The sequence below is a fragment of the Actimicrobium sp. GrIS 1.19 genome, assembly GCF_035984655.1.
GTDB lineage: Bacteria > Pseudomonadota > Gammaproteobacteria > Burkholderiales > Burkholderiaceae_D > Actimicrobium.
Window position 1 is genome coordinate 11,356 of sequence record NZ_JAXCHT010000009.1, and the last position, 24,691, is coordinate 36,046.

Annotated in this window: 20 protein-coding genes and 1 pseudogene; all 21 read left to right on the plus strand. The window is 53.5% G+C overall.

Translation table 11 applies throughout. The features are described from left to right. Positions 1–2 precede the first annotated feature (2 nt). The 21 genes and pseudogenes from rfbA to RCH09_RS08625 all read left to right on the plus strand — a co-directional run bounded on the left by rfbA (position 3) and on the right by RCH09_RS08625 (position 24,616). Positions 3–890 carry a glucose-1-phosphate thymidylyltransferase RfbA gene (gene rfbA / locus RCH09_RS08525; RefSeq protein ID WP_326940646.1) on the plus strand — a complete coding sequence of 296 codons (888 nt, stop codon included), beginning with the start codon at positions 3–5 and terminating at the stop codon, positions 888–890. Further along, the gene (gene rfbC / locus RCH09_RS08530; RefSeq protein ID WP_326940647.1) at positions 887–1,432 is read left to right on the plus strand and encodes a dTDP-4-dehydrorhamnose 3,5-epimerase; all 546 of its coding nucleotides are present in this window, start codon (positions 887–889) and stop codon (positions 1,430–1,432) included. Before rfbA ends, rfbC begins: the two co-directional genes overlap by 4 nt. Further along, complete coding sequence (locus RCH09_RS08535; RefSeq protein WP_326940648.1) at positions 1,429–2,280, plus strand: ABC transporter permease; 852 nt, start codon at positions 1,429–1,431, stop codon at positions 2,278–2,280. Before rfbC ends, RCH09_RS08535 begins: the two co-directional genes overlap by 4 nt. After that, positions 2,270–3,634 carry an ABC transporter ATP-binding protein gene (locus RCH09_RS08540; RefSeq protein WP_326940649.1) on the plus strand — a complete coding sequence of 455 codons (1,365 nt, stop codon included), beginning with the start codon at positions 2,270–2,272 and terminating at the stop codon, positions 3,632–3,634. Before RCH09_RS08535 ends, RCH09_RS08540 begins: the two co-directional genes overlap by 11 nt. Further along, complete coding sequence (locus RCH09_RS08545; RefSeq protein ID WP_326940650.1) at positions 3,635–6,934, plus strand: glycosyltransferase; 3,300 nt, start codon at positions 3,635–3,637, stop codon at positions 6,932–6,934. 16 nt (positions 6,935–6,950) lie between these two features. Next, positions 6,951–7,919, plus strand: a complete 969-nt coding sequence (locus RCH09_RS08550; RefSeq protein ID WP_326940651.1) for an acyltransferase family protein — start codon at positions 6,951–6,953, stop codon at positions 7,917–7,919. A gap of 1 nt (position 7,920) precedes the next feature. Beyond that, entirely contained in the window at positions 7,921–8,961 is a 1,041-nt protein-coding gene (locus RCH09_RS08555; protein ID WP_326940652.1) for a glycosyltransferase, read from the plus strand. 392 nt (positions 8,962–9,353) lie between these two features. Beyond that, positions 9,354–9,515, plus strand: a pseudogene (locus RCH09_RS19715) (DapH/DapD/GlmU-related protein); the annotation flags it as partial. A gap of 36 nt (positions 9,516–9,551) precedes the next feature. Continuing rightward, a complete protein-coding gene (locus tag RCH09_RS08565; RefSeq protein WP_326940654.1) occupies positions 9,552–9,971 on the plus strand; it encodes a GtrA family protein in 420 nt (139 codons plus the stop codon). Then, positions 9,968–11,242, plus strand: coding sequence for an NAD-dependent epimerase/dehydratase family protein (locus RCH09_RS08570; protein WP_326940655.1), 1,275 nt, complete (start codon positions 9,968–9,970; stop codon positions 11,240–11,242). The genes RCH09_RS08565 and RCH09_RS08570 overlap by 4 nt, the downstream gene beginning before the upstream one ends. Further along, positions 11,239–12,849 (plus strand): FAD-dependent oxidoreductase, encoded by a 1,611-nt coding sequence (locus RCH09_RS08575; RefSeq protein WP_326940656.1) that lies wholly within the window; start codon positions 11,239–11,241, stop codon positions 12,847–12,849. Before RCH09_RS08570 ends, RCH09_RS08575 begins: the two co-directional genes overlap by 4 nt. 57 nt (positions 12,850–12,906) lie before the next feature. Next, positions 12,907–13,296 carry a GtrA family protein gene (locus RCH09_RS08580; RefSeq protein ID WP_326940657.1) on the plus strand — a complete coding sequence of 130 codons (390 nt, stop codon included), beginning with the start codon at positions 12,907–12,909 and terminating at the stop codon, positions 13,294–13,296. Further along, positions 13,293–14,852 carry a hypothetical protein gene (locus tag RCH09_RS08585; protein WP_326940658.1) on the plus strand — a complete coding sequence of 520 codons (1,560 nt, stop codon included), beginning with the start codon at positions 13,293–13,295 and terminating at the stop codon, positions 14,850–14,852. The genes RCH09_RS08580 and RCH09_RS08585 overlap by 4 nt, the downstream gene beginning before the upstream one ends. Next, positions 14,849–15,784: a glycosyltransferase gene (locus RCH09_RS08590; protein ID WP_326940659.1), complete on the plus strand. Its 936-nt coding sequence runs from the start codon at positions 14,849–14,851 to the stop codon at positions 15,782–15,784. The genes RCH09_RS08585 and RCH09_RS08590 overlap by 4 nt, the downstream gene beginning before the upstream one ends. A 68-nt stretch (positions 15,785–15,852) precedes the next feature. After that, the gene (rfbF, locus tag RCH09_RS08595; protein ID WP_326940660.1) at positions 15,853–16,629 is read left to right on the plus strand and encodes a glucose-1-phosphate cytidylyltransferase; all 777 of its coding nucleotides are present in this window, start codon (positions 15,853–15,855) and stop codon (positions 16,627–16,629) included. An 11-nt stretch (positions 16,630–16,640) separates the two neighbouring features. Then, positions 16,641–17,729, plus strand: coding sequence for a CDP-glucose 4,6-dehydratase (gene rfbG, locus RCH09_RS08600; protein ID WP_326940732.1), 1,089 nt, complete (start codon positions 16,641–16,643; stop codon positions 17,727–17,729). A gap of 8 nt (positions 17,730–17,737) precedes the next feature. Continuing rightward, positions 17,738–19,054, plus strand: a complete 1,317-nt coding sequence (gene rfbH / locus RCH09_RS08605) for a lipopolysaccharide biosynthesis protein RfbH (RefSeq protein WP_326940661.1) — start codon at positions 17,738–17,740, stop codon at positions 19,052–19,054. Continuing rightward, positions 19,047–19,967 carry an NAD-dependent epimerase/dehydratase family protein gene (locus tag RCH09_RS08610; protein ID WP_326940662.1) on the plus strand — a complete coding sequence of 307 codons (921 nt, stop codon included), beginning with the start codon at positions 19,047–19,049 and terminating at the stop codon, positions 19,965–19,967. Before rfbH ends, RCH09_RS08610 begins: the two co-directional genes overlap by 8 nt. Positions 19,968–20,084: 117 nt before the next feature. Further along, entirely contained in the window at positions 20,085–22,646 is a 2,562-nt protein-coding gene (locus RCH09_RS08615; protein WP_326940663.1) for an ArnT family glycosyltransferase, read from the plus strand. Between the two features lie 90 nt (positions 22,647–22,736). Continuing rightward, entirely contained in the window at positions 22,737–23,774 is a 1,038-nt protein-coding gene (gene gmd, locus RCH09_RS08620; RefSeq protein ID WP_326940664.1) for a GDP-mannose 4,6-dehydratase, read from the plus strand. Continuing rightward, positions 23,771–24,616, plus strand: a complete 846-nt coding sequence (locus tag RCH09_RS08625) for a GDP-mannose 4,6-dehydratase (RefSeq protein ID WP_326940665.1) — start codon at positions 23,771–23,773, stop codon at positions 24,614–24,616. Before gmd ends, RCH09_RS08625 begins: the two co-directional genes overlap by 4 nt. The last annotated feature ends 75 nt before the right edge of the window (positions 24,617–24,691 follow it).

Here is a 24,691-nt window from a genome sequence, read left to right on the forward strand (position 1 = left end):
CTATGACTCAACGCAAAGGCATCATCCTCGCCGGCGGCTCCGGTACGCGGCTCTATCCGGTCACCAAAGTCGTCTCCAAGCAGTTGCTGCCGATTTACGACAAGCCAATGATTTACTACCCGCTGAGCACCCTGATGCTGGCCGGCATTCGCGACATCCTGATCATTTCAACACCGCAGGACACGCCCCGCTTCCAGCAATTGCTTGGCGACGGCAGCGACTGGGGCATCCATCTGGAATACGCGGTGCAGGACAGTCCGGACGGACTGGCGCAGGCCTTCATCATCGGCAAGGATTTCATTGGCGATGCGCCCACCGCGCTGGTCCTGGGCGACAACATTTTTTATGGTCACGACCTCCATGTTCGGCTGGAACAGGCGATGACCCAAACCGAAGGCGCCACTGTGTTTGCCTATCGCGTGCAGGACCCGGAGCGCTACGGCGTGGTGGCCTTTGATGCACAAGGCCAGGCCACCAGCCTCGAAGAAAAGCCGCTGGTCCCGAAGAGCAATTACGCGGTGACCGGTCTGTATTTTTACGACAATCAGGTGGTCGAGATGGCGGCAGGTCTGAAGCCATCGGCACGTGGCGAACTGGAGATTACCGATCTCAATCGCCTGTATCTCGATAAGCAGCAGTTAAACGTCGAGATCATGGGGCGCGGTTATGCCTGGCTCGATACCGGCACCCACGAGAGCCTGATCGAAGCCAGCAACTTTATCGAGACCATCGAACATCGGCAGGGACTCAAGGTTTGCTGTCCGGAAGAGATTGCGTTTCGCCAGGGCTTCATCGATCGGACGCAACTCGAGCAGCTCGCCGAGCCGTTGGCGAAAAACGGCTATGGGCAATACCTCCAGCGTTTGGCCAAGGAAGGGGTGCAGCCGTGAATGTCGTTGCTACCGCAATTGCCGATGTGTTGATCATCGAGCCCAAGGTGTTCGGCGACGAACGCGGATTCTTCTTCGAAAGTTTCAACCATCGCCGGTTCACCGACATCGTTGGACACGAGGTTGACTTCGTTCAGGACAATCACTCGCGGTCGGTAAAAAATGTACTGCGCGGCTTGCACTACCAAATCCAGCAACCGCAAGGAAAATTGGTCCGTGCGGTGCAGGGTACGGTATTCGACGTCGCCGTCGATATCCGGCGCAGCTCAGCCACCTTTGGCAGATATGTCGGCGTGGAGTTGTCCGCCGAAAACAAGCGAATGCTTTGGGTGCCACCCGGTTTTGCGCACGGCTTCGTGGTGTTGTCGGAGACGGCAGAATTCCTCTACAAAACGACGGATTATTGGGCGCCGGAGTTTGAGCGCAGTATTGCGTGGGATGACCGGGAAATCGGAATTGCTTGGCCCATTCAGGAGAAACCTGCGCTTTCTGCAAAAGATCAACTTGGGAAGCCACTTGCGGACGCAGAGCATTTCGCATGACCGATCCTCAATCCAAGGCAATTAATCCGCACGCGGCGCACCCCACGTCGCTCGCCGCGCTTGTGGGCGGTCTATGGCGAAATCGCCAACTCATTTCGCAACTCATAAAACGCGAAGTTGTCGGTCGCTATAAGGGCTCGGCAATGGGATTAACCTGGTCATTCTTTAACCCGGTTTTCATGCTAGTTGTGTATACGTTCGTTTTTTCGGAGATTTTCAAATCCAGATGGGGCGGACCGGAGGAGAGCAAAACGCAATTTGCCGTTGCACTCTTCGTCGGGATGATTGTGTTGAATTTATTCAGCGAGGTGCTGAACCGGGCGCCTGGATTGATCTTGTCCAATGTGAACTATGTCAAGAAGGTGGTATTTCCGATCGAAATACTGCCCGTGGTGGCGATGGGCGCGACCTTGTTCCACAGCCTGATCAGTCTTTGTGTTCTGGGTATGGCATTCATGCTCTTCAATGGTTACCTGAACTGGACAATTGTTTTCACGCCCCTGGTGTTTGCGCCGTTGATAATTCTCGCAACTGGCCTGGCATGGATGCTTGCCTCGCTCGGTGTGTTCCTGCGTGACGTCGGACAAACTATCTCCATCCTCACCACCGTGCTCATGTTCTTGTCGCCGGTGTTTTATCCGGTAACGGCCGTTCCGGAGCGCTTTAGGCCTTTCATCATGGCCAATCCCCTGACTTTCATCATCGAACAGGCTCGCAACGTTTTAATTTGGGGCCGCCAACCGGACTGGATTGGTCTCGCCACGTACCTTGTCGTCGCGGTCGGAGTTGCGTGGTTGGGTTTTGTCTGGTTTCAAAAAACAAGAAAAGGCTTTGCTGATGTCCTCTGATGAAATCGCCATCAGCGTTTCCAACCTTGGCAAGTGCTACGAAATATATGCTTCGCCGCGCGACCGGCTCAAGCAGTTCATTCTGCCGCGCCTGCAACAAAAGGCAGGACAAATCCCGAAACAGTATTTTCGTGAATTCTGGGCGTTAAGGGATATCTCGTTCGAAATAAAGAAGGGTGAGACAGTTGGAATCATCGGGCGCAATGGGAGCGGAAAATCGACTTTATTGCAAATGATTTGCGGCACACTCAACCCGAGCAGCGGCAGCATTCAGACCAATGGCAGGATCGCGGCTTTACTCGAACTGGGCTCCGGTTTCAATCCTGAATTTTCTGGCCGCGAAAACGTTTACATGAATGCTTCGGTACTCGGCCTGACGACCGCCGAAATCGATGCGCGCTTCGATGACATTGTCGCCTTTGCGGACATCGGCGAATTTATCGAGCAACCGGTTAAAACCTATTCCAGCGGCATGACGGTGCGTCTGGCGTTTGCTGTCATCGCGCATGTCGATGCCGATATTCTCGTGGTGGACGAGGCATTGTCGGTTGGCGATGCGTTCTTCACACAGAAGTGCATGCGGTTTTTGCGAACGTTCATGGAAAGTGGCACCGTCCTCTTCGTCAGTCATGACACCGGGGCGGTCGTCAATCTGTGCAGCAAAGCCATACTGCTCAATGGTGGCCGAATCATCGAAACAGGGTCGCCAAAGCATGTCATTGAGCATTATCTGGCCAATCTTTACGAGACCAGTCAAGATGTGGATGGTGCCAAGACTGAACCGACTCGTGAATCAATAATTGCGTTGGAAGCCGCGACCGATTATCACGACATGCGGCGGGACATGGTCAACGGCTCAGCATTGCGCAACGATATCGAGATCTTTCAATTCGAACCTACTCAAAACGGATTTGGAACTGGACATGCAACGATTGAATCGGTTCGGCTGCTGGACGAGAACCATGTTCCACTTTCCTGGGTAGTGGGAGGAGAGGACGTGATACTCGAAATTTCGTGCAGGGCTAACAAGGAGATCCTCACTCCTATCATCGGTTTTCAGTTTAAAGACCGCCTCGGTCAGGTTATTTTTTCTGATAATACGTTTCTCGTATATAAAAACAAACTGTTATCGACAGCCAGCGGCGAACAGATCGTCGCGAGTTTTATGTTCCGGCTTCCTGTCCTGCCTTCCGGCGACTATAGTATTTCTCCGGCCATTGCCGAAGGGACTCAGGAGGAGCACGTACAACATCACTGGATACATGATGCGATGGTGGTGCGCGTTCATTCAACCTCAGTCTTTTTTGGCCTCATCGGAATACCAATGAAAAAAATCAGTTTGGAGATTAAATAAATGCAGTTTACGGGCGAACGCTTTATTCCGACCGAACAGGGAAGAATTCTTCTGGAACATTATCATCGCTATGCGACCGTGCTCGATATCGTTGCGCAGAAGGATGTTCTGGACGTGGCTTGTGGTGAAGGATATGGCTCCAGTCTGATGGCGGCGGTGGCGCGCTCGGTGCGCGGCGTGGACATTTCTCCGGAGGCGGTGCAACACGCGGCGAGCGCATATGACAGCGAGAACCTCGTGTTCGCGGTCGGGAGCGCGACCGCGCTTGATGCGGCCGATGATTCATTCGATGTCGTTGTCTCGTTTGAAACGATCGAGCACCTGTATGAGCAAGAACAAATGCTGTCGGAGATTCGCCGCGTATTGCGACCTGACGGGCTGTTGATCATCTCTTCGCCGAATCGTCCTGTTTATTCGGAAGAGAGCGGAGAACACAACGAGTTTCATGTCAAGGAACTCGATTACAATGAATTCGACGTGATCCTCAGGCATCAATTCGAACACGTCAAGTATTTTGGACAGCGCGTCTTGATGGGGTCGGTAATTCAGGCGCTGGATCAACGGCCGCCAATATTTCGTGCATGGCACATCGACGACAGCGGCCTGCAAAATACTTCTGCCAGATTATCGGACCCGGTTTATTTTGTCGCGGTGTGTGCAGCGCGCAGTGAAAAGCTGACTGAGATTGAGCAATCAATCACTTCGGTCTTTTTTCCGGAAAAACTTGACCTGGTTAAGCATTATGTCGGCTTTGCAAAATGGGCTCAGACCCTTGACGCCGTGATCGCCCAACGTGATCAGGCGGATGCGGCAGACGCCAATTCGGTGGCGTCGCTGCTAAACAATATTTCCCGCCTTCAGGCCGAACTCATTGAGGTGCGGCAAGAACTGCGCGATCGCGAGATGCACATCGCAAGCCTTGAGGACGAGGTCGTGAAGCGGGGCGTGTGGGCGCTCAGACTGGATCGCGAGCTTGGCGAAGCAAGTCTGCGCCTGCAGACGGTTTTTGAAAGCAATTCGTTGCGCCTGACCGCTCCCCTGCGCGAAATACGTCGATGGGTCTTCACGCCACACGTGCAGGTCAACAAATGGGTGCGATTGGGTTTGATTGCGGCCAAGCGCACTTATCTGGCGATGCCCGTAAGTCACCGGGCAAAAACGGCACACCGAAAGCTGCTCGCCAGATATTTCCCAAGGGTGTTGCTCGAAAGTAATTCTGCGCCATCCACCATTCCTGGCTTATCGACACCAGCGTTTGTCAAGCCGAAAGCCGTGGAAATCGTGGACCCGCTTGCGTTCGCGCGCTTGATCGCGCTTCCGGTCTTTGACGCGCCTGCGGTTTCGGTGATTATTCCCATTTATGGCAAGGTTGACTACACGCTGCGCTGTCTCGCCTCCATTGCCGACACCCAATCCGACACGACCTTCGAGATTATCGTGGTGGACGACTGCTCGCCGGATAATTCCCGGGAGGTGCTGGAAAAGGTGCGCGGTATTCGATTGATCCAGAATGTGGAAAATCAGGGATTTATTCGCTCCTGCAATGCCGGTGCCGAGGCGGCGCGGGGTGAATATCTTTATTTTCTGAACAACGATACCGAGGTCACACCTGGTTGGATCGACGCTTTGATGCGGACCTTTGGGGACTTCCCTGGCACCGGACTGGTTGGTTCAAAGCTGGTGTATCCGGATGGCACCTTGCAGGAAGCCGGTGGCATCATCTGGAAGGACGGCAGCGCCTGGAATTTCGGACGAAATCAGGATCCTTCCTTGCCGCACTTTAATTATGCGCGCGAGGTGGACTACTGTTCAGGTGCCTCCATCATGATTTCGAAGCAGCTGTTTACCGAGTTGCGCGGCTTTGACGAGCATTATCTTCCCGCCTACTGTGAAGATTCCGATCTGGCATTGAAGGTGCGCGACGCCGGTTACCGCGTCATTTACCAGCCTTTGTCGTTGGTCATTCACTATGAGGGCGTGACGTCCGGAACCGATACACGCCAGGGCGCAAAGGCCTATCAAATCGCCAACCTCAACAAGCAATACCTGCGCTGGAAGGAACGCCTCGAACATCACCAAGACAACGGCGTCGATGTTGACCAGGCCAAGGACCGCATGGCGATTCGGCGCGCGCTGGTCATCGACCATTGCACGCCAACACCGAACCAGGACGCCGGTTCGATCATTACCTTCAACATATTGCTGTTGCTGAGGGAAATGGGCTATCAGGTGACCTTCATTCCGGAAAATAACTTTCTTTATATGCCGGAATACACACCTGCACTGCAACGGGCCGGAGTTGAAGTCCTGTACGCGCCCTATGTGACTTCCGTGGAGCAGCATCTGAAAGAATCGGGTGCCCGATATCAACTTGCGGTGCTGTTCAGACCGGGAGTGGTGGAACGCCACCTCGATGCAATCCGGCGCTATTGCCCTGACGTCAAGGTTCTGTTTCATACCGTTGATTTGCACTTCGTTCGCATGACGCGGGAAGCCGCGCTGCAAAATGACGCCGGCAAGCAGCATGGCGCCGATGCGATGAAGGAAATCGAGTTCAAGGCAATTCAGGCAGTCGATTCCACCATCGTCGTCAGCGCCACTGAGCTTGAGCTGTTGCAGCCACAATTACCCGGCGAAAAAATTAATGTCTTTCCGCTAATTATGGACAGCCGCGGTACGGACAAGGGATTCAGCCAGCGCAAGGACATCATTTTTGTCGGTGGTTACCAGCATGCGCCGAATGTCGACGCGGTCCGATATTTTGCCACCGAGATCATGCCGTTGATGCGCTTGCTGCTGCCGGGCGTGCGGTTCTTTGCCGTGGGCAGCAATGCGCCCGCCGAAATTCTCGCGCTGGCCAGTGATGACATCGTCATCACGGGTTTTGTCGAGGATCTCCCGCCGTTACTGGATCAAATGCGTGTCTCGGTAGCGCCGCTGCGTTACGGCGCCGGCATCAAGGGAAAGATCGGGATGGCAATGGCGATGGGACTGCCTACCGTCGCAACGCCACTCGCGGCCGAAGGGATGGGTCTGACTCCCGAGAGGAATATCATCGTTGCCCATGAAGCGGCGGCGTTTGCCGAAGCGGTTGCGCGCATCTACAACGATGAAGGCCTGTGGAACACCATCAGCCAGGCTGGCATCGCCTTCGCCGACCAAGCCTGGGGCAGCGAGGCAGCATGGAACATTCTTGGCAAGATCCTCGCGGAGCTCGATCAGCAGCCGGTTCGCACGTCGCGCGCATTAACACTGTGGAGTCCTGAACAGCACCATTCAGTGATGGCACATCGTCATTAAAACTTGAAAGATCCTGATGAAACTTGGTTTTGGCACCTGGCGGTTCGTATTGGCGTTGCTCGTGGCAATCTCGCATCTATGGAGCGGAATGATCCACGGCCCCGCGGCTTACGCCGTGTGGGGCTTCTTTGTCCTCAGCGGTTATCTGATGACGTATGTGTTGAGCAATAAATATGGCGTTGATCAGGCCGGGCTCAAGGATTTCGCATTCAACCGGTTTTTGCGCATTTTCCCGCTTTACTGGATCGCTTGCATACTGGGTGCGATCAGTCTCTTTTTCCTGCCAAAACTGGGGATTACACCGAGCAGTCTGAATCCGCAGTTTTTGCCACCGCAAAGTGATGGCGACTGGTTTAACAATCTCACGTTGTTGCCGATAGTCGGTGGGCAGGGCTTGTTTGTGCCGGTATCGGGGGCACTCGCGGTCGAAGTTGCCGCCTATATATTGATGCCCATCATGGCGTTCAGCAGGCAGGCGAGCTGGCTCGGCTTGATACTGAGCCTTACCTTAAATCTGCGCTATGGTCTCCAAATCGAGAGTTTTGGTGTCCGTTATTCCTCGTTTTTAACCTGCTTTGCTGCGTTCGCCGTTGGAACCCTGGTTTGTCATTACAAGAATCCGCTGGAGAAAATCAGCGCGCCAGTAATCAGTGTTCTGGTCTGGGCTGCGCACTGTCTGATCTGGATTCGCTACGATCAGTGGCCATGGACGTACGGCCTGTACGTGTCGGTATTGCTGTCAGCCTGGGTTGTCCTGTCATTGTCGAAACTTGAGACCAGCCCCCTCGACAATATCCTGGGCGACTTGTCTTACCCCCTGTACCTGTTCCACACGACGGTTGCGGTGTGGGTCCTGACGTTACCGATAGCCAGTCGGTCGTTCGGATTCTTCCTGCTCTCCTTCTTCCTGACGTTGGTGTTGTCCTGGGTTCTGATCATTGCGGTCGACCGACCCGTACACAAACTTAAGAAAAAAAAGGCGTGACATGACGTCAACTGTATCTGCGCCGGACCATTGCGTGCCTGGTCGTATCGCGGTGGTCATACCGGCGTTCCGCGTTCGAAATCACATCCTTGATGTGCTGGCGGCAATCGGACCGGAGGTATGGCGGATTTACGTTATTGACGACAAGTGCCCCGATCGGTCCGGAGATTTCGCCGAGCAGAACTGTTCCGATTCCCGCATGCGAATTCTCCGGCATGCGGAAAACCTGGGAGTGGGTGGCGCCGTGATGACCGGATATCAGGCGGCGATTCGCGATGGCGCCGAAGTCATCGTCAAGATCGACGGCGACGGCCAAATGGACCCCAGCCTGATTGCCAATTTTGCGGGGCCGATCCTGGGCGGGGAGGCCGATTACACGAAAGGTAACCGGTTTTTTGATCTGGAAGAAATCAGATCGATGCCGCCGATACGGTTGTTCGGAAATGCCGCGCTCTCCCTGATGACAAAATTTTCATCGGGCTATTGGGATTTATTCGATCCCACCAATGGCTACACCGCAATTCACGCTGACGTGGCGCAGCATTTGCCGTTCAAAAGAATCAGTCAACGGTATTTTTTTGAAACAGACATGCTGTTTCGACTGAATACGCTACGCGCTGTCGTTATTGATATACCAATGAACGCGCAATATGGTGACGAAGTAAGCAATCTGAAGATATCCAAGATAATCAGTGAATTCATCTTCAAGCATTCGCGTAATTTTTTGAAAAGAATTTTTTATAACTATTATCTGCGCGACCTGACCATGGCTTCAATCCAGCTGCCAATCGGGCTGGTATTATTTATTTGCGGGCTCGGGTATGGCGTCTATCACTGGTCGTTGGCCGCGGAAACCGGTTTGCCGACACCGATCGGCACGGTCATGCTTTCTGCCTTGTCCATTCTTGTTGGAATGCAGTTCCTTCTGACATTCCTTTCTTATGACATCGGAAACATTCCACGCAGGACATTGCATTCGCGCTTGCGACTGAGAAAAATTCGCGCGGAAGTCGGTCTTCTGAAAAAAGAAGATGCGGAATGAGTTATTTGAAATTTCTGTTGAATAAGGCCCGGCATTATTCCTTTTTGACGATTGTCAGGCTGGAATTCGAGGGGCTTGTTTTTGGAATCCTGTCGCTGGTGCCTACCCTGTTTGGCGTCCTGTTGCGCGGCATTTCCAGCAAATTGTTTTTCAAACGGCTCGATGGCTTTGCCTGGATTCAACCGCGTTGCACCCTGATCCACTCGGACCGGATAGTTGCCGGAACCAACCTGGCAATTAATTCCGGGTCTTATATAAATGGCGTGGGTGGCATAGAGTTCGGCAATTATGTCTTGATCGGAAGCAATGTCACCATCTCGTCGGGACAACATCCGATCGGCGGAATGCTGCCGCCGGTATTTTCAAGAACGTCGATACCGAAAAAAATAACCATCATGAACGATGTCTGGATAGGCGCTGGGGCGGTCATCATGCCGGGCGTAACCCTTCGTACCGGTACCGTCATTGGCGCCAATGCCGTGGTTACCAAGGACACCGAGGAATATGCAATATGTGTTGGCGTTCCGGCTAAAAAAATCGGAGATCGTCGTGACAAACCAGATCAGTAGGGTGAAGCCGCAATGGTGTTGATGAGATATATTTTGGTGGCGGGTTTGGCATATGCCATTGATCTCGGCGGTTTCATGCTGCTCATTTCCATTCATTATTCACCGCTTGTTGCGAATGTCCTTGTCAAGATCGTCGCCGCCGTCTTTGGATTCTATGCGCACCGTTATTTTACGTATTCGATCGTCGACAAGGAAGAAATCGGGAAGCACGCGATCCGTTATTTCGGACTCGCGTTATTTTATACGCCAGTCTCATCGCTGGTGCTGTATCTGATTATGCTCGTCTGTAGCAATCCGGTGTACGCAAAGATCATTACTGATATTTCCCTGTTTGTCTTGATGTTCTGGATTACTTCAAAATTCGCGTTTGCGCGTGGCGACAGCAAGACCACTCCGGCTGCTCAGGATCTGCATGGTGTACCTTTGAACGGTCCCGAATGAAGATAGTTGTTACCGGGGCGACGGGCTATATTGGATCGCGATTGATCATGCAGGGCATTGCATCCGGCCACGAAATGATTATGTTCAGCCGGACACCACCGGCCCGGACCATCTGCGCCTGGAGCGCGTATGACCTGTTCTCGGAGCAGTGTCCGATTGTCCCGGCTGGCACCGATGTCATCGTCCATTTGGCGATCGGGACAAATCGGGAAGCGGCAGACCACGGTTCCCTTGAGATTCTGGCCGCCCGCCGCTTGCTCGATGCAGGCGCGCGGGTTGGCGCAAAAATGGTCTTTGTGTCGAGCCAGACCGCGCAGCCTGAGGCGCCTACAGCGTACGGACGCATCAAGTGGCAGATCGAGCAGATTGTGCTCGCCAGCGGTGGCGCCGCAGTCCGACCGGGACAGGTTTATGGCGGCGAGCGACGCGGCTTGTTTGGCATCCTGGTTGAGATGGTGCAGCAGATGCCGATCTTGCCGGCTTTTATTCCGAAGGCAGTGGTTCAGCCGATTCACGTTGATGATCTGGTCCAATGCCTGTTGCGGGCATCGGTGGCTGCCCCGTCGGGCGCTACGGTTCTGCGTGTTGGCGCCGCCCAGCCAATCAGTTTCACCGATTTTCTGCGCACGATCGCCCGATCGAGACTTCGGTTGCGCCGTTGGTTCGTGCCGGTCCCGGTCACGATTGCGTTGCGCGGCCTGTCGCTGGTTGGCAAAGGAGCGCAGGCGGATCGGCTGCGCTCCCTGTTCGCTTTGCCGGTGATGGACACTGCAGGCGACTTGGCGCGGCTGCAAGTCCAGCTCAGGCCATTGCATTCAGGAATGCATCGCTCAGGTGATGATCGTCGCAGGCGACTATTGCAGGAAGCCACGGCGCTGATGTCCTATGTGCTGCGTCAGCGTCCACCCGCAGGCGCGGCACGACGTTATGCGCGCGCCATCGAACAATTGCGCAGCGGCCTGCCGCTCGGACTGCCTGCCCCGTGTTGCTCTTTTCCGGCGTTGCTTGCGGTGCTGGACCGTCGATCCGCCGACCAGATGCGCTGGAAAGCCGAGTTCGACTGGCGCCTGGATGCCGCCACCGTGATCGGCGAGGCCACCCGTAGCGGTGCGCGACGCTTCCTCGGAATCGGAAAACGGCATGGGCAGGTAGCCAGCCTGTGCGGGATCGGCCGGGCGGTTTTCCTTGAGGCCGGCTGGCGCCTTGCCAGCCTTGTTCTGGCGCCGTTGATGCGGCTTGCCTGTCCGCGCGCGTTCGGAGAATGGCAATGAGCCAGGATTACGATGTCATCATCGTCGGCAGTGGTCCGGCCGGCGTCTCGGCGGCGTTTCCTTTGCTCGCAGCGGGATTGCGTGTTCTGATGCTGGACGGCGGAAAGCACGCCAGCCAGGCGCCGCCATCCGAGAATTTCCTTGACTGGCGAAGCGAGGATGAGACCCAATCGAAATGGCTGGTCGGGAAACAATTTCATTCGCTAAAAATGCACGACGCCGTGTCGCCGAAGTTGCGCGTGCCGTCGCTGGACTACGTCTTCGACGGGTTTTCACGGCAAAACCGGATAGCGCCCACTGATTTTGTCGCCATCGGTTCTCTTGCGACCGGGGGTCTGTCGAACGCATGGGGCTGTGGTGTTGCCGCTTTGTCTGAGCATGAACTTGCCAGCTTTCCCTGTGCCGCGGCGGAGATGCGATCCTCGTACGGCGCCATCGCAACGCGCATCGGTATCAGCGGCGGCGTCGACGACGATATGTCCGATTATTTCGGTCTCGATGCGTGGGCCGGGCCCGCGATTGGACTGGACGAACCCCATGATTATCTGCACCGTCGGTACGCAGCATCGAAAGACAAATTGCAGCGCTCCGGATTCACGATGGGGCGTGCACGTGTTGCCGCATTAAGCGAAGATCTGAACGGACGGAAGGCCTGCAGCAAATCGGGAAATTGTCTCTGGGGTTGCCAGCGTGGGGCGTTGTACACCGCTGCTGATGAGCTGACTTCATTGAAACGATTCCCCAATTTCCGTATCGAGCATGGCTTTGTTGTTAACCGTGTCACCAAACAGATGGACACCTGGGCTGTAGAAGGGCTTGCCAGCGATGGAACGGACAGCCGGGTAGCGACCGCAACGAAGGTACTACTTGCCGCCGGCACGCTGGCTACCACCCGACTGGCCCTGGATGCCTTGCGAAGCAAGTCGCCGGTACCTTTGCTTTCCTGCCCGACTGCGGCCTTTCTCTTGTGGTTGCCGCGCCTGCTCGGCGTCCAGCGCAAGGCGGGGTTCGGCCTGGGTCAGTTGTCCTATCATTTGAAATTGTCTGACGGCACCAATGGCTTCGGCTCGACCTTCTCCGCTACGGGCATCCCGGTCTCCGAGTTTGTCCGTCACTTGCCATTGCGGCGCAGGCTTGGCGTCGATCTCCTGCAAAATTTATTGAGCTCATGCCTGGTGGGTAACATATTCCTGCCGGGGCATTTTTCAATGGCGCAAGCCAAATTGGAAGCAGATGGTTCCTTGGCCATTGGTGGCGGTTACAATACTGTCGTCCCGAAATTGATGAAGGAATCCGCGTCGACCTTGCGCTCGGCATATCAAAAGATGGGGGCGATCATGTTGCCCATGAGTTTTACCCCAGGCCGTCCCGGTGGCGATATTCACTATGCCGGAACATTCCCAATGAAAATGAAACCGGTCGAAGGGGAGACGAATTTCCTGGGGGAGTTATGCGGGTTGCGTGGCCTGCACGTGATCGACGGTGCATGTTTGCCGATACTTTCCGAAAAATCGCACACGCTGACGATCATGGCCAATGCAAACCGAATTGCCGGACAAATTGGTGAGCAGCTGACAGGTGAACTTGCGAATGCGAGATCCAGATAATGATTTTCATATCGCCGCGACCTCAAGATGACAGATAGCCAGCTCAGGAAATACAAGATGATCGCGATCTCCAGATGGAATGACAGGGAGTTCGCGACGATAATACGCTTCGGTGTCAGCGGTATCGCCTGCACACTGTTCGCCTATTTGATCTACCTGCTGGCCTTCGCGGTTTTTTCGCGTGAACTGATTTCCGTCCTGATCTCCTATCTGCTATCAATACCGCTTTCCTATCATTTGAACTGCCGATACGTATTCCGGAAGAAATATAATTTTACTGCGTACCTGTCTTTCGTCGCGTTGCAACTGGGTGCAATGCTGCTGAACTATATAATCTTGAAAAACATGAATAATATTTTTCCAAATTATATCTCGGCGATTATCAGTTACGCCACAGTTCCTGTTGTTGTGTTCGTGGTGAGCAAAGTATTTATTTTTAAAAAATGAAAAATATAAAAACAATTGGCTTCTGGGTACTTGCACTTTTTCTGGTGGTGTTCCTGACGGAATTGAATTACGCAAGATACTTTCATATGGCAGGCGACTCCGCCGGATACGTCGACCTGATACGACAGGCTTCCGAGCACGGCGACATGCGTTCGCGCGTTTTTGCCGCGGCCTACCCGCTGTTTGACCTGTCAAAAACTGCAGCGGTATTTTGTACGGATACGCTGGTCAGCAAATACGAAAACAATTCGTTTTTTCAATGGCATTCTTATGGAATCGTCTTCCCGATAGCCTGGATTGGCACGGTATTTACGCACGATTATATGTATATTGCGGCGGTGCTCAATGCCTTGAGCGTAACCCTGGTCTACGGCGCAGTCATTCTGATCTGCAGGAAATTAAAATTCAATTACCTTGAAATATTGCTTGTTGTCATAGTGCTACTGACGTTCGCACCGTTGATTGGTGCGATTTCGGGACAATATTATTTCGACAGGTTGTTTATTCCGGTTGCGTTGTTCTATTTTTATCAGCATCTGCACAGAACCCGTAACTTGTCCTGGCTTTCGGCTGCCGCGTTAATCCTGCTCGGTGCGTTAATCAGCGAACGGTCGGCGTTGATGATTGGTCTGGTCGCGATCTACCTGGCCGTGTTCGACTGCAGGGAAAATCTGAGATATCGGATCGTGGCAATTTGCTCCGGCGTGGCGGCCATTCTTTATTATGTAATCTGGTCGAAATTGTTTCAGGACAGCATCTATGCCGGATCAACTTCGCCGGGACAAATGATTGCGAATCTGAAGACCGTTCTCGATCCCGACTCCCAACAGTTCAAACAGACGGTTGAGTTGCTGACCTTTCTTGCACCCATGATTTTGCTGGCTCTCCCACGGCCCAAATATCTGCTGCTGTTTGCAATACTGCTGGCGCCCAACATCCTGTTGTCAGTCGGCGGTGCAGAAAAAATCGGCTTCATGACGCACTATCACTCCTATTACATTCCTGTGCTGTTGATAGCCGCGCTTATGGGATACCGCCGCTGGACCGAATGGTTGACGAGTCGTTTTGCCGGTTATATCTTGCTGGCCATTGTGATCGCTGTAAATCTCTTAAAGATTCGTGGAAAGCTGTTCGTGGTAAGTCCGATTCTGACGCACAGCATCGGCTCCGACATGAAAATTCTGCAAAAAAATTCAAGTCTCAGAGCAATTTCCAATCATCGGCTGGAAGTATTTTCGGAACTGATCGCGAACATCAAAGAACCCGATCCGACGATTTCGACGAATGAGTTCATGATGCCATTCCTGGTTTCCAGAGGATTTTCGAAAATAAGATTATTTCCGATCGGGATCAATGACTCTGAATATTTGATAACCGAATCACCGGTCGCGGAAGACAAGTCAAACCTCATTTTACCCATCTACGGCGATGAGACAGAACTAAAAGCAATTTCAAGTTGCATGTCAGAGAAGGTTGAGTCCCAATATACCGAAATAGCGACTGGAAATGTCGGGTCGGTCAGATATCGATTAATGAAACGGGCTGGAAAATCATGAAGAAAATTGACATACTTTGCCCGGTTTACAATGAATCGGAAAATATCCTGTTCTTCATCTCCGAATTTGACAGGATAATCCCGCGTTACAAGGGGAAATATGAAATCACGTTCTATTTTGCGGATAACTGTTCGACCGATAATACGCTTGATATCCTGAAGGAGATCTCGAAGACCCGGCCCGACGTCAGGGTGATCTCCTATGCCAAGAACTATGGTGTGATGAAATCGATCTACACCGGAATCCTAAACAGCCGGAGCGATGCGGTGGCCGTATTTGATTGCGATTTGCAGGATCCACCCGAACTGCTGGAAAAATACATTGATCTGTGGGAATCAGGTTACTCGTTTGTCTATGGAATGCGGGCTTCCAGACAGGAAAGCTACCTGCTGACGCTGTTCCGTATTGCTTACAAGAAGGTTGAACGGTACGTTAACCCGAATCCCGTGCACATCGAAAGCGGGGCGTGGTTCCTCGATAATGAAATTATTGATGTAATGCGCAAGAATAATAACTTCGACAGCTATTTGCCGGGCTTGTTGTCGCGCGTGTCCTATAATTCTATCGGCGTTCCCTACGATCGTGTCAATCGCAAATACGGAACATCCAAATTCAATATCGCCGCCTATTTTTCGTATGCGCGCGACGGACTGTTGAGCGGCACCATCACGCCGTTGAGAATTTCCATTACGGTTGGTTTGACGTTATTTGTTTTCTCATTGTTGTCATCAATTTATTTTTTCCTGGCGAAATTTGTCCTCGGTATTCAGTTTTCAAATGGAATCGCGGCGATTCTGATCTTGATGCTTACGTTATTCAGCTTCAATTTCCTGATTTTGGGCATATTTGGTGAGTACCTTGGGCGAATATATCTTGCCAAGACGCATCAGGATGAAGCAATCATCCTGTTCGACAGTTCGGGGCAAAAATAATCGTCAGATTGAACATCGACGATTAATATAGCCAATTCCTCCACACTTAAATTTACGACACCATAATCATGAAAGCTGTAATTCTTGCAGGCGGGCTTGGAACACGAATCTCCGAGGAAACCAGTTCCCGGCCGAAGCCAATGGTGGAGGTGGGTGGGAAGCCAATTCTTTGGCACATCATGAAGATGTATTCGTCCCACGGCGTCAATGATTTCATTATCTGTTGCGGCTACAAGGGCTATGTCATCAAGGAGTACTTTGCGAATTACTTCCTTCATATGTCCGACGTAACGTTCGACATGAAGAATAATGAAATGCAGGTGCATCACCAGTATGCAGAGCCCTGGAAAGTCACCCTGGTCGACACCGGCGAGCAAACCATGATTGGCGGGAGACTTGCCAGAGTTCAACAATACATCAAGGATGAGACGTCGTTTTGCTTTACCTATGGCGACGGAGTCAGTGATGTGGAGATCAGCCAGCTCATCGCATTTCATCATGCGCATGGGCGGATGGCGACGCTTACTGCGGCGTCGCCGCCGGGTCGCTTTGGTGCGCTCGATATTCAGGCGAATCATCAAATCTCCACGTTTAACGAGAAACCAAAGGGTGACGGCGGAATGATCAACGGCGGCTTTTTCGTCCTGTCACCGAAGGTGCTGAGTCTTATTGCCGATGACTCCACCACCTGGGAAAAGGGTCCGCTTGAGCAACTTGCCGTAAGTGGTGAGTTAATGGCGTATCAGCATGAGGGGTTCTGGCAGCCGATGGATACGTTGCGGGATAAAAATTACCTTGAGGAGCTTTGGATGTCGGGCAAGGCTCCCTGGAAATCGTGGAATTGAAGGACGGCACTATGAACCAGCAGTTTTGGCGCGAGAAACGTGTGTTTCTGACCGGGCACACGGGCTTCAAAGGGGCGTGGCTGTCCATGTGGCTGCAGGATCTGGGTGCGCTGGTGACCGGTTACGCACTTGCACCGCCTACTTCTCCCAGTCTTTTTGAATGTGCCAACGTTGGCGCGGGGATGACGTCGGTCATTGGCGACATCAGAGATCCCAGGCATTTGACCCACGCCATGCAGGAGGCCCGGCCGGACATCGTCATTCATATGGCCGCCCAGCCGCTGGTGCGATATTCCTATGAAAATCCGGTTGAGACCTACGAAACCAATGTCCTTGGCGTCGTGTACCTGCTGGAGGCGATTCGCAACACGCCGTCGGTGCGTGCGGTCGTGAATGTCACCACTGACAAGTGTTATGACAACAAGGAGTGGATCTGGGCCTATCGCGAAAATGAGCCGATGGGCGGGTACGATCCCTACAGCAGCAGCAAGGGATGCTCCGAGCTGGTTACCTCGGCCTACCGCAATTCGTTTTTCAATCCCGACAATTATGCGCAACATCGTGTCGCGATCGCCAGCGCCAGGGCCGGCAATGTCATCGGTGGCGGGGATTGGGCATCGGACCGGCTCATTCCCGACATTCTGCGGGCGATCGCGGAACGCCGGCCGGTCGATATCCGCAATCCGCTCGCGATTCGTCCATGGCAGCATGTCCTTGAGCCCCTGGCGGGCTATTTGTCGCTCGCCGAGAAACTGTACGACTTCGGCCCAGCGTTCGCCTCGGCATGGAATTTCGGTCCACGGCTTGACGATGCGCGCCCGGTCGAATGGATCGTCGGCTGCCTGACGCAACAGTGGGGCGACGGCGCAAGCTGGCAGCACGACACGTTGCCGCAGCACCATGAGGCAACGTACTTGAAGCTGGATATCACCAAGGCGATGAATTCCTTGAATTGGTCGCCGAAATGGAATCTGGAACAGGCGCTGATTAAAATCGTGTCGTGGCAAAAGGCCTGGCTGAATGCCGAGGACATGCGCGCGTATTCACTATTGCAAATAAAATCGTACCAAGATACCTCCGATCAAACTCATATCAAATAATTGACATCATGAATAAAGACGAATTGCGCAATCAGATCCTGGAGCTTGTCCGCCAATATGGCGCGCTGGACAGCAAGCCCAAGGCTTTTTTCCCCGGTGTTACTCCGGTTCCACCGTCCGGAAAAGTCGTTGGCGCCGAGGAAATGGAATTAATGACCGAAGCCGCGCTCGATTGCTGGCTTACAACTGGCCGATTCAATGAGCAATTTGAAAAGAAGCTGGCCGAATTCATTGGCGTCAAACATTTGATCACGGTGAACTCCGGCTCGTCGGCGAACCTGGTCGCATTTTCTGCGCTAACGTCGCCCAAGCTGGGCGAGCGGGCCATCAAACGCGGCGACGAGGTAATCGGAGTGGCCGCCGGATTCCCAACCACGGTCAATCCTATTCTCCAGTTTGGCGCAATTCCTGTCTTTGTTGATGTCGAAAAGGACAACCATAATATCGACGCATCGAAAATTGAAGCTGCGATCAGTCCGAAGACGAAGGCGATCATGCTGGCACATTCGCTGGGCAATCCATTCAACCTCGATGTGGTTACCGCGATTTGCAAGAAATATAACCTGTGGCTGATCGAGGATTGTTGCGATGCGCTGGGTACGACCTATAAGGGAAAAATGGTTGGTACTTTCGGAGATATTGGCACGCTGAGTTTCTACCCGGCCCATCATATAACCATGGGCGAGGGCGGGGCGGTGTTCACCAATAATTATGAACTCAAGCAAATTGCCGAATCGTTCCGTGACTGGGGGCGTGATTGTTATTGCCCTCCAGGAAAAGACAACACCTGCGGAAAACGGTTTTGCTGGAAATTGGGATCGCTGCCAGAGGGCTACGATCACAAATATACGTACAGCCATCTTGGATACAATTTAAAGATTACCGATATGCAGGCAGCTTGTGGCCTGGCACAACTGGCCAAAGCGCCCGCCTTTATTCAGGCCCGCAAGGACAATTTCGCGTTTTTGAAGGAGCGCCTTTCGAGCTGTGCGGAATTCATTACGCTGCCTGAGGCGACACCCAATTCGGATCCGTCCTGGTTTGGATTCCCGATCACGCTGAAAGAAAATTGCCCGGTCACACGCCTCGATCTGCTGACGTACCTGGATCAGAACAAAGTGGGAACGCGGCTCCTGTTTGCCGGCAACCTTACCCGTCAACCGTATATGGAAAACGTGGAGTACAGGATCAGTGGCGATTTGTCCAACACGGACAATGTGATGGAAAACACGTTCTGGATTGGTGTTCAGCCGGCGCTGACCCGGGAAATGCTGGAGTATGCGGCCTTGAAAATTGAAACCTATCTTGGTTTGAATTTTGACTAAATCGGCACAAACGGTATTGCTGACGGGTGCGACCGGCTTCCTTGGGTCGCACCTGATCCCTGCATTGCTGGAGGCCGGCTATTCGGTAAAGGCGCTGCGACGAAACAGCCCGCAAGCGCCGTCCGCCGACGGTGGCGACAAAAGAATCAGCTGGCACACCATTGATCCGGCCGATCAGGCTGGCTTCACGGGATTTTTTTCGGACGTCGACTGCGTCATTCATACTGCTGCGAGTTACGGCAGACGTGGCGAACATACCGCGGATGTCGCGCGGGCAAATACGCTATTTGGTCTTCAGGTGCTTGAAGCCGCCGTCGCGGAAAAAGTCAAATGCTTCATGAATACCGATTCGGCATTGCCGAAGATGTCCAATCCCTATTCGATTTCGAAGGCGCATTTTTCGGAGTGGGGAAAATACTTTTCGGAAACGCGAGATATCAGATTTGTTAACATCCGTCTGGAGCATATGTATGGCCCGGGCGATACTTCCCTGAAATTCACCAACCATGTCATCGATTCGTGTCTGAATAATGTCCCGCAACTAAAGTTGTCCGATGGCATACAACTCAGGGATTTCATTTTTATCGACGATGTGGTCTCTGCATATCTGACGGTGTTAAAAAACCAGTCTTTGTTTGCTCCGAAATTTTGCGAGATACCGGTTGGTTCCGGGACCGTCGTCAGCATCAGGTTTCTGGTCGAGTCCATTCATCAGTTATGCGGTTCTGCCACGACGCTTGCATTTGGTGAGATTGAAAAAAACGATAGGGATGTTTTGTACTCCTGCGCCGATATTTCGTTCCTTGGACATCTCGGATGGCATCCGGAAACATCACTACTTGACGGGCTCCACGCCATCATCACGCAGAAAAAGGCCGAAATGACCGATAAAGCCAAAGGCGGCGTGCCTTGAACCCCGGAACCGGTCCGATCCCTTGTGTCCGACAGATCTCCGTCCAATCGGTTTGCCAACCCGTCGTGTCAGCATGACAGCATACCGAGTCTCCACCATACATTTGAATGACCGCCAATGCGCCATATAACAAAAAATCGTCCTGGTACGATATCGGCACGCGCCTGGATATTGCTCGCTTCAGCATCGTTTCTGATGCTCCTTGCGATATATGGTGTGATCCACTCGGGTTGGTGGTCACAGGTAATCTGGGTCACGCCGTTTAACCGGGAGGGCTTCGTCTATCTTTGCTTGTTGTGCTTCGCGGCGTATTTTCTCGCGCTGAAATTAAAGGCCTGGTCTTTGCCTTTGTTGCTTTTTCCGCTTGCTTTCTTTATTGGAATTACCGGGTTCGCGCCTGTTGTCGCAGTGGTCTGGTTCTGGGCCTGTGCCTTCCTGGTGGGAGCCGGTATAACCTTTTCAGTTACCGATAACCAGTTCCGCATCTTCACCCTGTCCAATGCCGCGGTTGGCTTTGCCGCCATGGGTACCATCGTTGGTTTGCTGGCGCATCTTCCAATCAACGTTCCGGTGATGTACCTCGGGTTGTTTTCCACGCTTGCCGCACTGGGCGCGTTCCGCTGCCTGCGCGGCGGGCGGTTTCGCGTTCCAGTCTGGCCGACGTTCACTTTCGTTAAAAGGCCTGTGTCCGAATGCATCATGGGCGCGCTCGCGCTGCTCGGGGCGACGCTGGTGCTGGTGGTTACGATGGCTCCCGCGATGGGATATGACGCGCTTGCCTACCACCTCACCATTCCGGCAAAAATGCTGGAGCTCGGTTTTTGGCGGTTCGATGTCACGTTGTACATCTGGTCGGTAATGCCATTTGGTGGCGACTGGTTATTTGTTCCGCCGTATTTTCTCGGCGGCGAGAGCGCCGCACGCCTGGTGAACTCGTCATTTTTGCTCGCCACGGCTTACGCCGCGTACCAGTTGCTGTTGCCACGGTTGGGACGCGCAATGGCGTTGTCGGCGCCCGCGTTATTGTTGACCTGGCCAATTTCGTTGCTTGAAGTGGGGTCGACCTTTGTCGAGGCGCCGCTCGCGTTCTTCTTCATGATGTCGCTGAACGAACTGGTCGGCACGAATCGTCAGAAGGGTGGGCGCTGGATGGTTCTCGGAATCATCGCTGGTTATGGGTGTTCGATCAAATTGCTCGGCGCCTTGATTTTGCCGTTCTTACTGGCTGGCGCCATCCTCCGGTCGCTGCAGGGGCGCTTCGAACGCATGCGGGTTCCGGCACTTTGCCTGGGTGTGTTGTGCTTCCTCATTGTTTGCATCCCGCCATATCTGGTGGCGTTTTTAAAGACCGGTAATCCGCTCTTTCCATTTTTTAATAGCATCTTCCGGTCACCGTATTTCATGGTCGGCAGCGTGTTCCAGAATGGCAGTGATTTCGCCAATCCTTTTTACGTCAGGCCGCTTCAATTCCGAACCTTCTGGGATATGACGATTAACTCCATGCCCTACGGAGAGTTTCAAGCCACCGGTGTACTGGGGATTGCGTTGATTGTTCTGGTGCCGCTGTCTGCCCTGGCTGCGATTTTCGCGCGGCGCTGGTGGGTTCTGGCGTGCATCGCCTCCGTATTTGCCTATGGCATTCTGGTTTTTCATAACCAGGCGTACCTTCGCTATATTTTTCCTGCACTGCCGTGGTTGTTCGTGGCGGCGGCGTTTGCGCTGTCACAATTGCCGCGGCCGGCATGGACGGCCACCGGGCTTGTTGCATTGCTCTGCCTGGTCAGCCTGGCGCGATTTCCGGTCGGACACTGGGCCTTCGCACAATTTGACGCCAAGCTCCTTTGGGACCGAAGCATCGGCGAAAGAATGCTTTTGCGGAACAAGCCCGAGGTCGTGGTCGGGGAAATCATGTCGAAACTGGCGGAATACAGGGGCAAACGCATTTTGTTGCTGGGGGTTGATCCGATTTATAGCGCCTATCCGGATGGAACCATCGCCGATGCCTGGCATTCCTGGTCATTTTTTCAGTCGAAGCTTGGCGATAAAACAATTTTGACCTCCGTGGCGCGTTCCGGAGCGGAAGTCATCGTGTATTCTGTCGGGCGCGGGTTTGCAGGCGAAGCCGAGCTGGCGAAGAATTCAACCGAGGAATTCAGGGTTGGGGACGTACGTATTGCACGGCTTAATCCGGATGTGCGGTTCGCCCATTCGCTCTTCGCGCGCGAACGCGTCCTCGATCCGGACGTGGGTGCGCAACATGGCGGCCGGTGGCAACTGAACGGTGCCGAAGTGGTGGCGGATGGAATTAGCGCCCGCCTTGACACGGCGATTGCGCAGGCCGTTGATTTCAAGCCGCCAGCTGTCGCGACGGAGCCCAACAAGATCAAGTTCTTTGCCAAGCCCCTGCTACCGGTTGCCCCTGTGCTGGAGCCCGTCCTGCTTGAGATGTCGGTGTCCTGTCCAGAGGGGCAGACCTTCAGGTCACAGGTGAATTGGCATGACGTTACCGGGAAATTCCTTGCCGCAGATCTCGAAGTTCACGCCTGCCAAAAAGAGCAAACCGAAGTCCGGCGAATTTTGTACAAGCCGCAAGATGCGGTGTCAGGGATCGTTTACGGCAGCTCGCATGACCAGAGACCGGTAATCATCAAGAAGATATCCTTGCGAACGGCAACTTAAACAGCAACGTAAAGGCGATGCCAGTCGAAGGCAAACTGGACTTACGAATTTCATCTTACCGATCATCTTACTCATCAAAAATTAAACACAATGAAAAAAACCGCAATCATTACCGGCATCACCGGACAGGACGGAGCGTATCTGGCAGAGCTGCTGCTGGAAAAAGGATATATCGTTCACGGCACGTTCCGTCGCAGCAGTTCGGTCAACTTCTGGCGCATCAATGAACTGGGCATTCAGGATCATCCCAATTTGAATCTGGTTGAATATGATTTGACCGATCCGGGCGCGACGCTGTCGCTGGTCCAACGCGTGCAACCGGATGAAATCTATAACCTCGCGGCGCAAAGTTTTGTCGGCGTCAGTTTCGAGCAACCGGCCACCACGGCGCAGATCACCGGCACCGGCGCCTTGAATTTGCTGGAAGCGATCCGGTTGGTCAATCGCAAGATCAAGTTTTACCAGGCGTCGACCTCGGAAATGTTCGGCAAGGTCCAGGCGGTTCCGCAAGTTGAGGACACCCCGTTCTACCCGCGCAGCCCCTATGGCGTGGCAAAGTTGTACGCGCACTGGATGACCGTCAATTACCGCGAAAGTTACGACATCTTTGGCGCCAGCGGTATATTGTTCAATCATGAGAGCCCGTTGCGCGGGCGTGAATTCGTGACCCGCAAGATCACGGATGCCGTCGCAAAAATCAAGCTGGGCATGCTCGACTGCATTGAGCTGGGGAATATTGACGCAAAGCGTGACTGGGGTTTTGCCAAGGAATATGTGGAGGGAATGTGGCGCATGTTGCAGGCCGATACCGCGGACACCTACATCCTTGCGACTAACCGCACCGAGACAATCCGCGATTTCGTTCGCATGGCATTTTTGAAAATTGGCGTCACGCTCGAATTCAAGGGCGCTGCCGAAAGTGAAATCGCCATTGACGTCGCTTCGGGTAAAACGGTCATGCGCATCAACCCGAAATTTTACCGGCCTGCCGAAGTCGAGTTGTTGATTGGCGACCCGTCGAAGGCAAAAGCGAAGCTTGGCTGGGAAGCGAAGACCGGCCTCGAGGAATTGTGCGGCATGATGGTCGCGGCGGATCTGGTGCGTAATGAGAGAGGCTTTTCGTTTTGAGATTACTTGTTTCTGGCGCGGCCGGCTTCACCGGACGCCATTTCGTTCGAAGTGCGGTTGCCGCCGGGCACACAGTGGTCGTCCTGCGCGCTGATTTGTCTGATCGCGACGGTCTCGAACATGAAGTCCTGGAAGCGGCGCCGGAAGCCGTGGTGCATCTTGCCGCGGTAAGTTTTGTTGGCCATGCGGACGCGGGTGCTTTTTATAAAATCAACCTGCTCGGAACACTCAATTTACTCGACAGTCTGGTCGCCTTGCCGCAAAAGCCCACGCGCGTCCTGCTGGCCAGCAGCGCGAATGTCTATGGGGATTGCCGCATATCGCCAATCTCGGAAGACCAGAATCCGGTGCCCATCAACCACTATGCGACCAGCAAGTTGGCGATGGAGTTCATGTCCAAAACCTATCTGGACAAATTGCCGCTGTTCTTTGTCAGGCCGTTCAATTACACCGGTCCGGGTCAATCCCCATCGTTCCTGATTCCAAAACTGGTCAAGCATTTCGTGGCCCATGCCGCCAGCATCGAATTGGGCAACCTTGGCGTCGAACGCGAATTCAACGATGTGCGCTTTGTCTGCGAATCGTATTTGCGCTTGCTGGAAACGGCCGCGCCGGGTGAGACCTACAATGTCTGTTCAGGAAACCCGGTGAGCCTGCTCTCGGTCGTCGATTTACTCAAAACGATCACCGGCCAGCAGATGGAAATCAGGGTCAACCCTGCTTTTGTGCGCAGCAACGAGATCCCCCGGCTTTGCGGCGATCCCGCCAAACTGCAGCATTGCATCGGCGCCTTGCAGCACCCGTCGTTAACCGACACGTTAAAGTGGATGCTCGCAAATTAATATCATCGCTTTCCTTCACATGCAATGCCCGTTGGCGGCGCCGCTGACCGATTCCCTGCGTCGGTCGGGACTGTG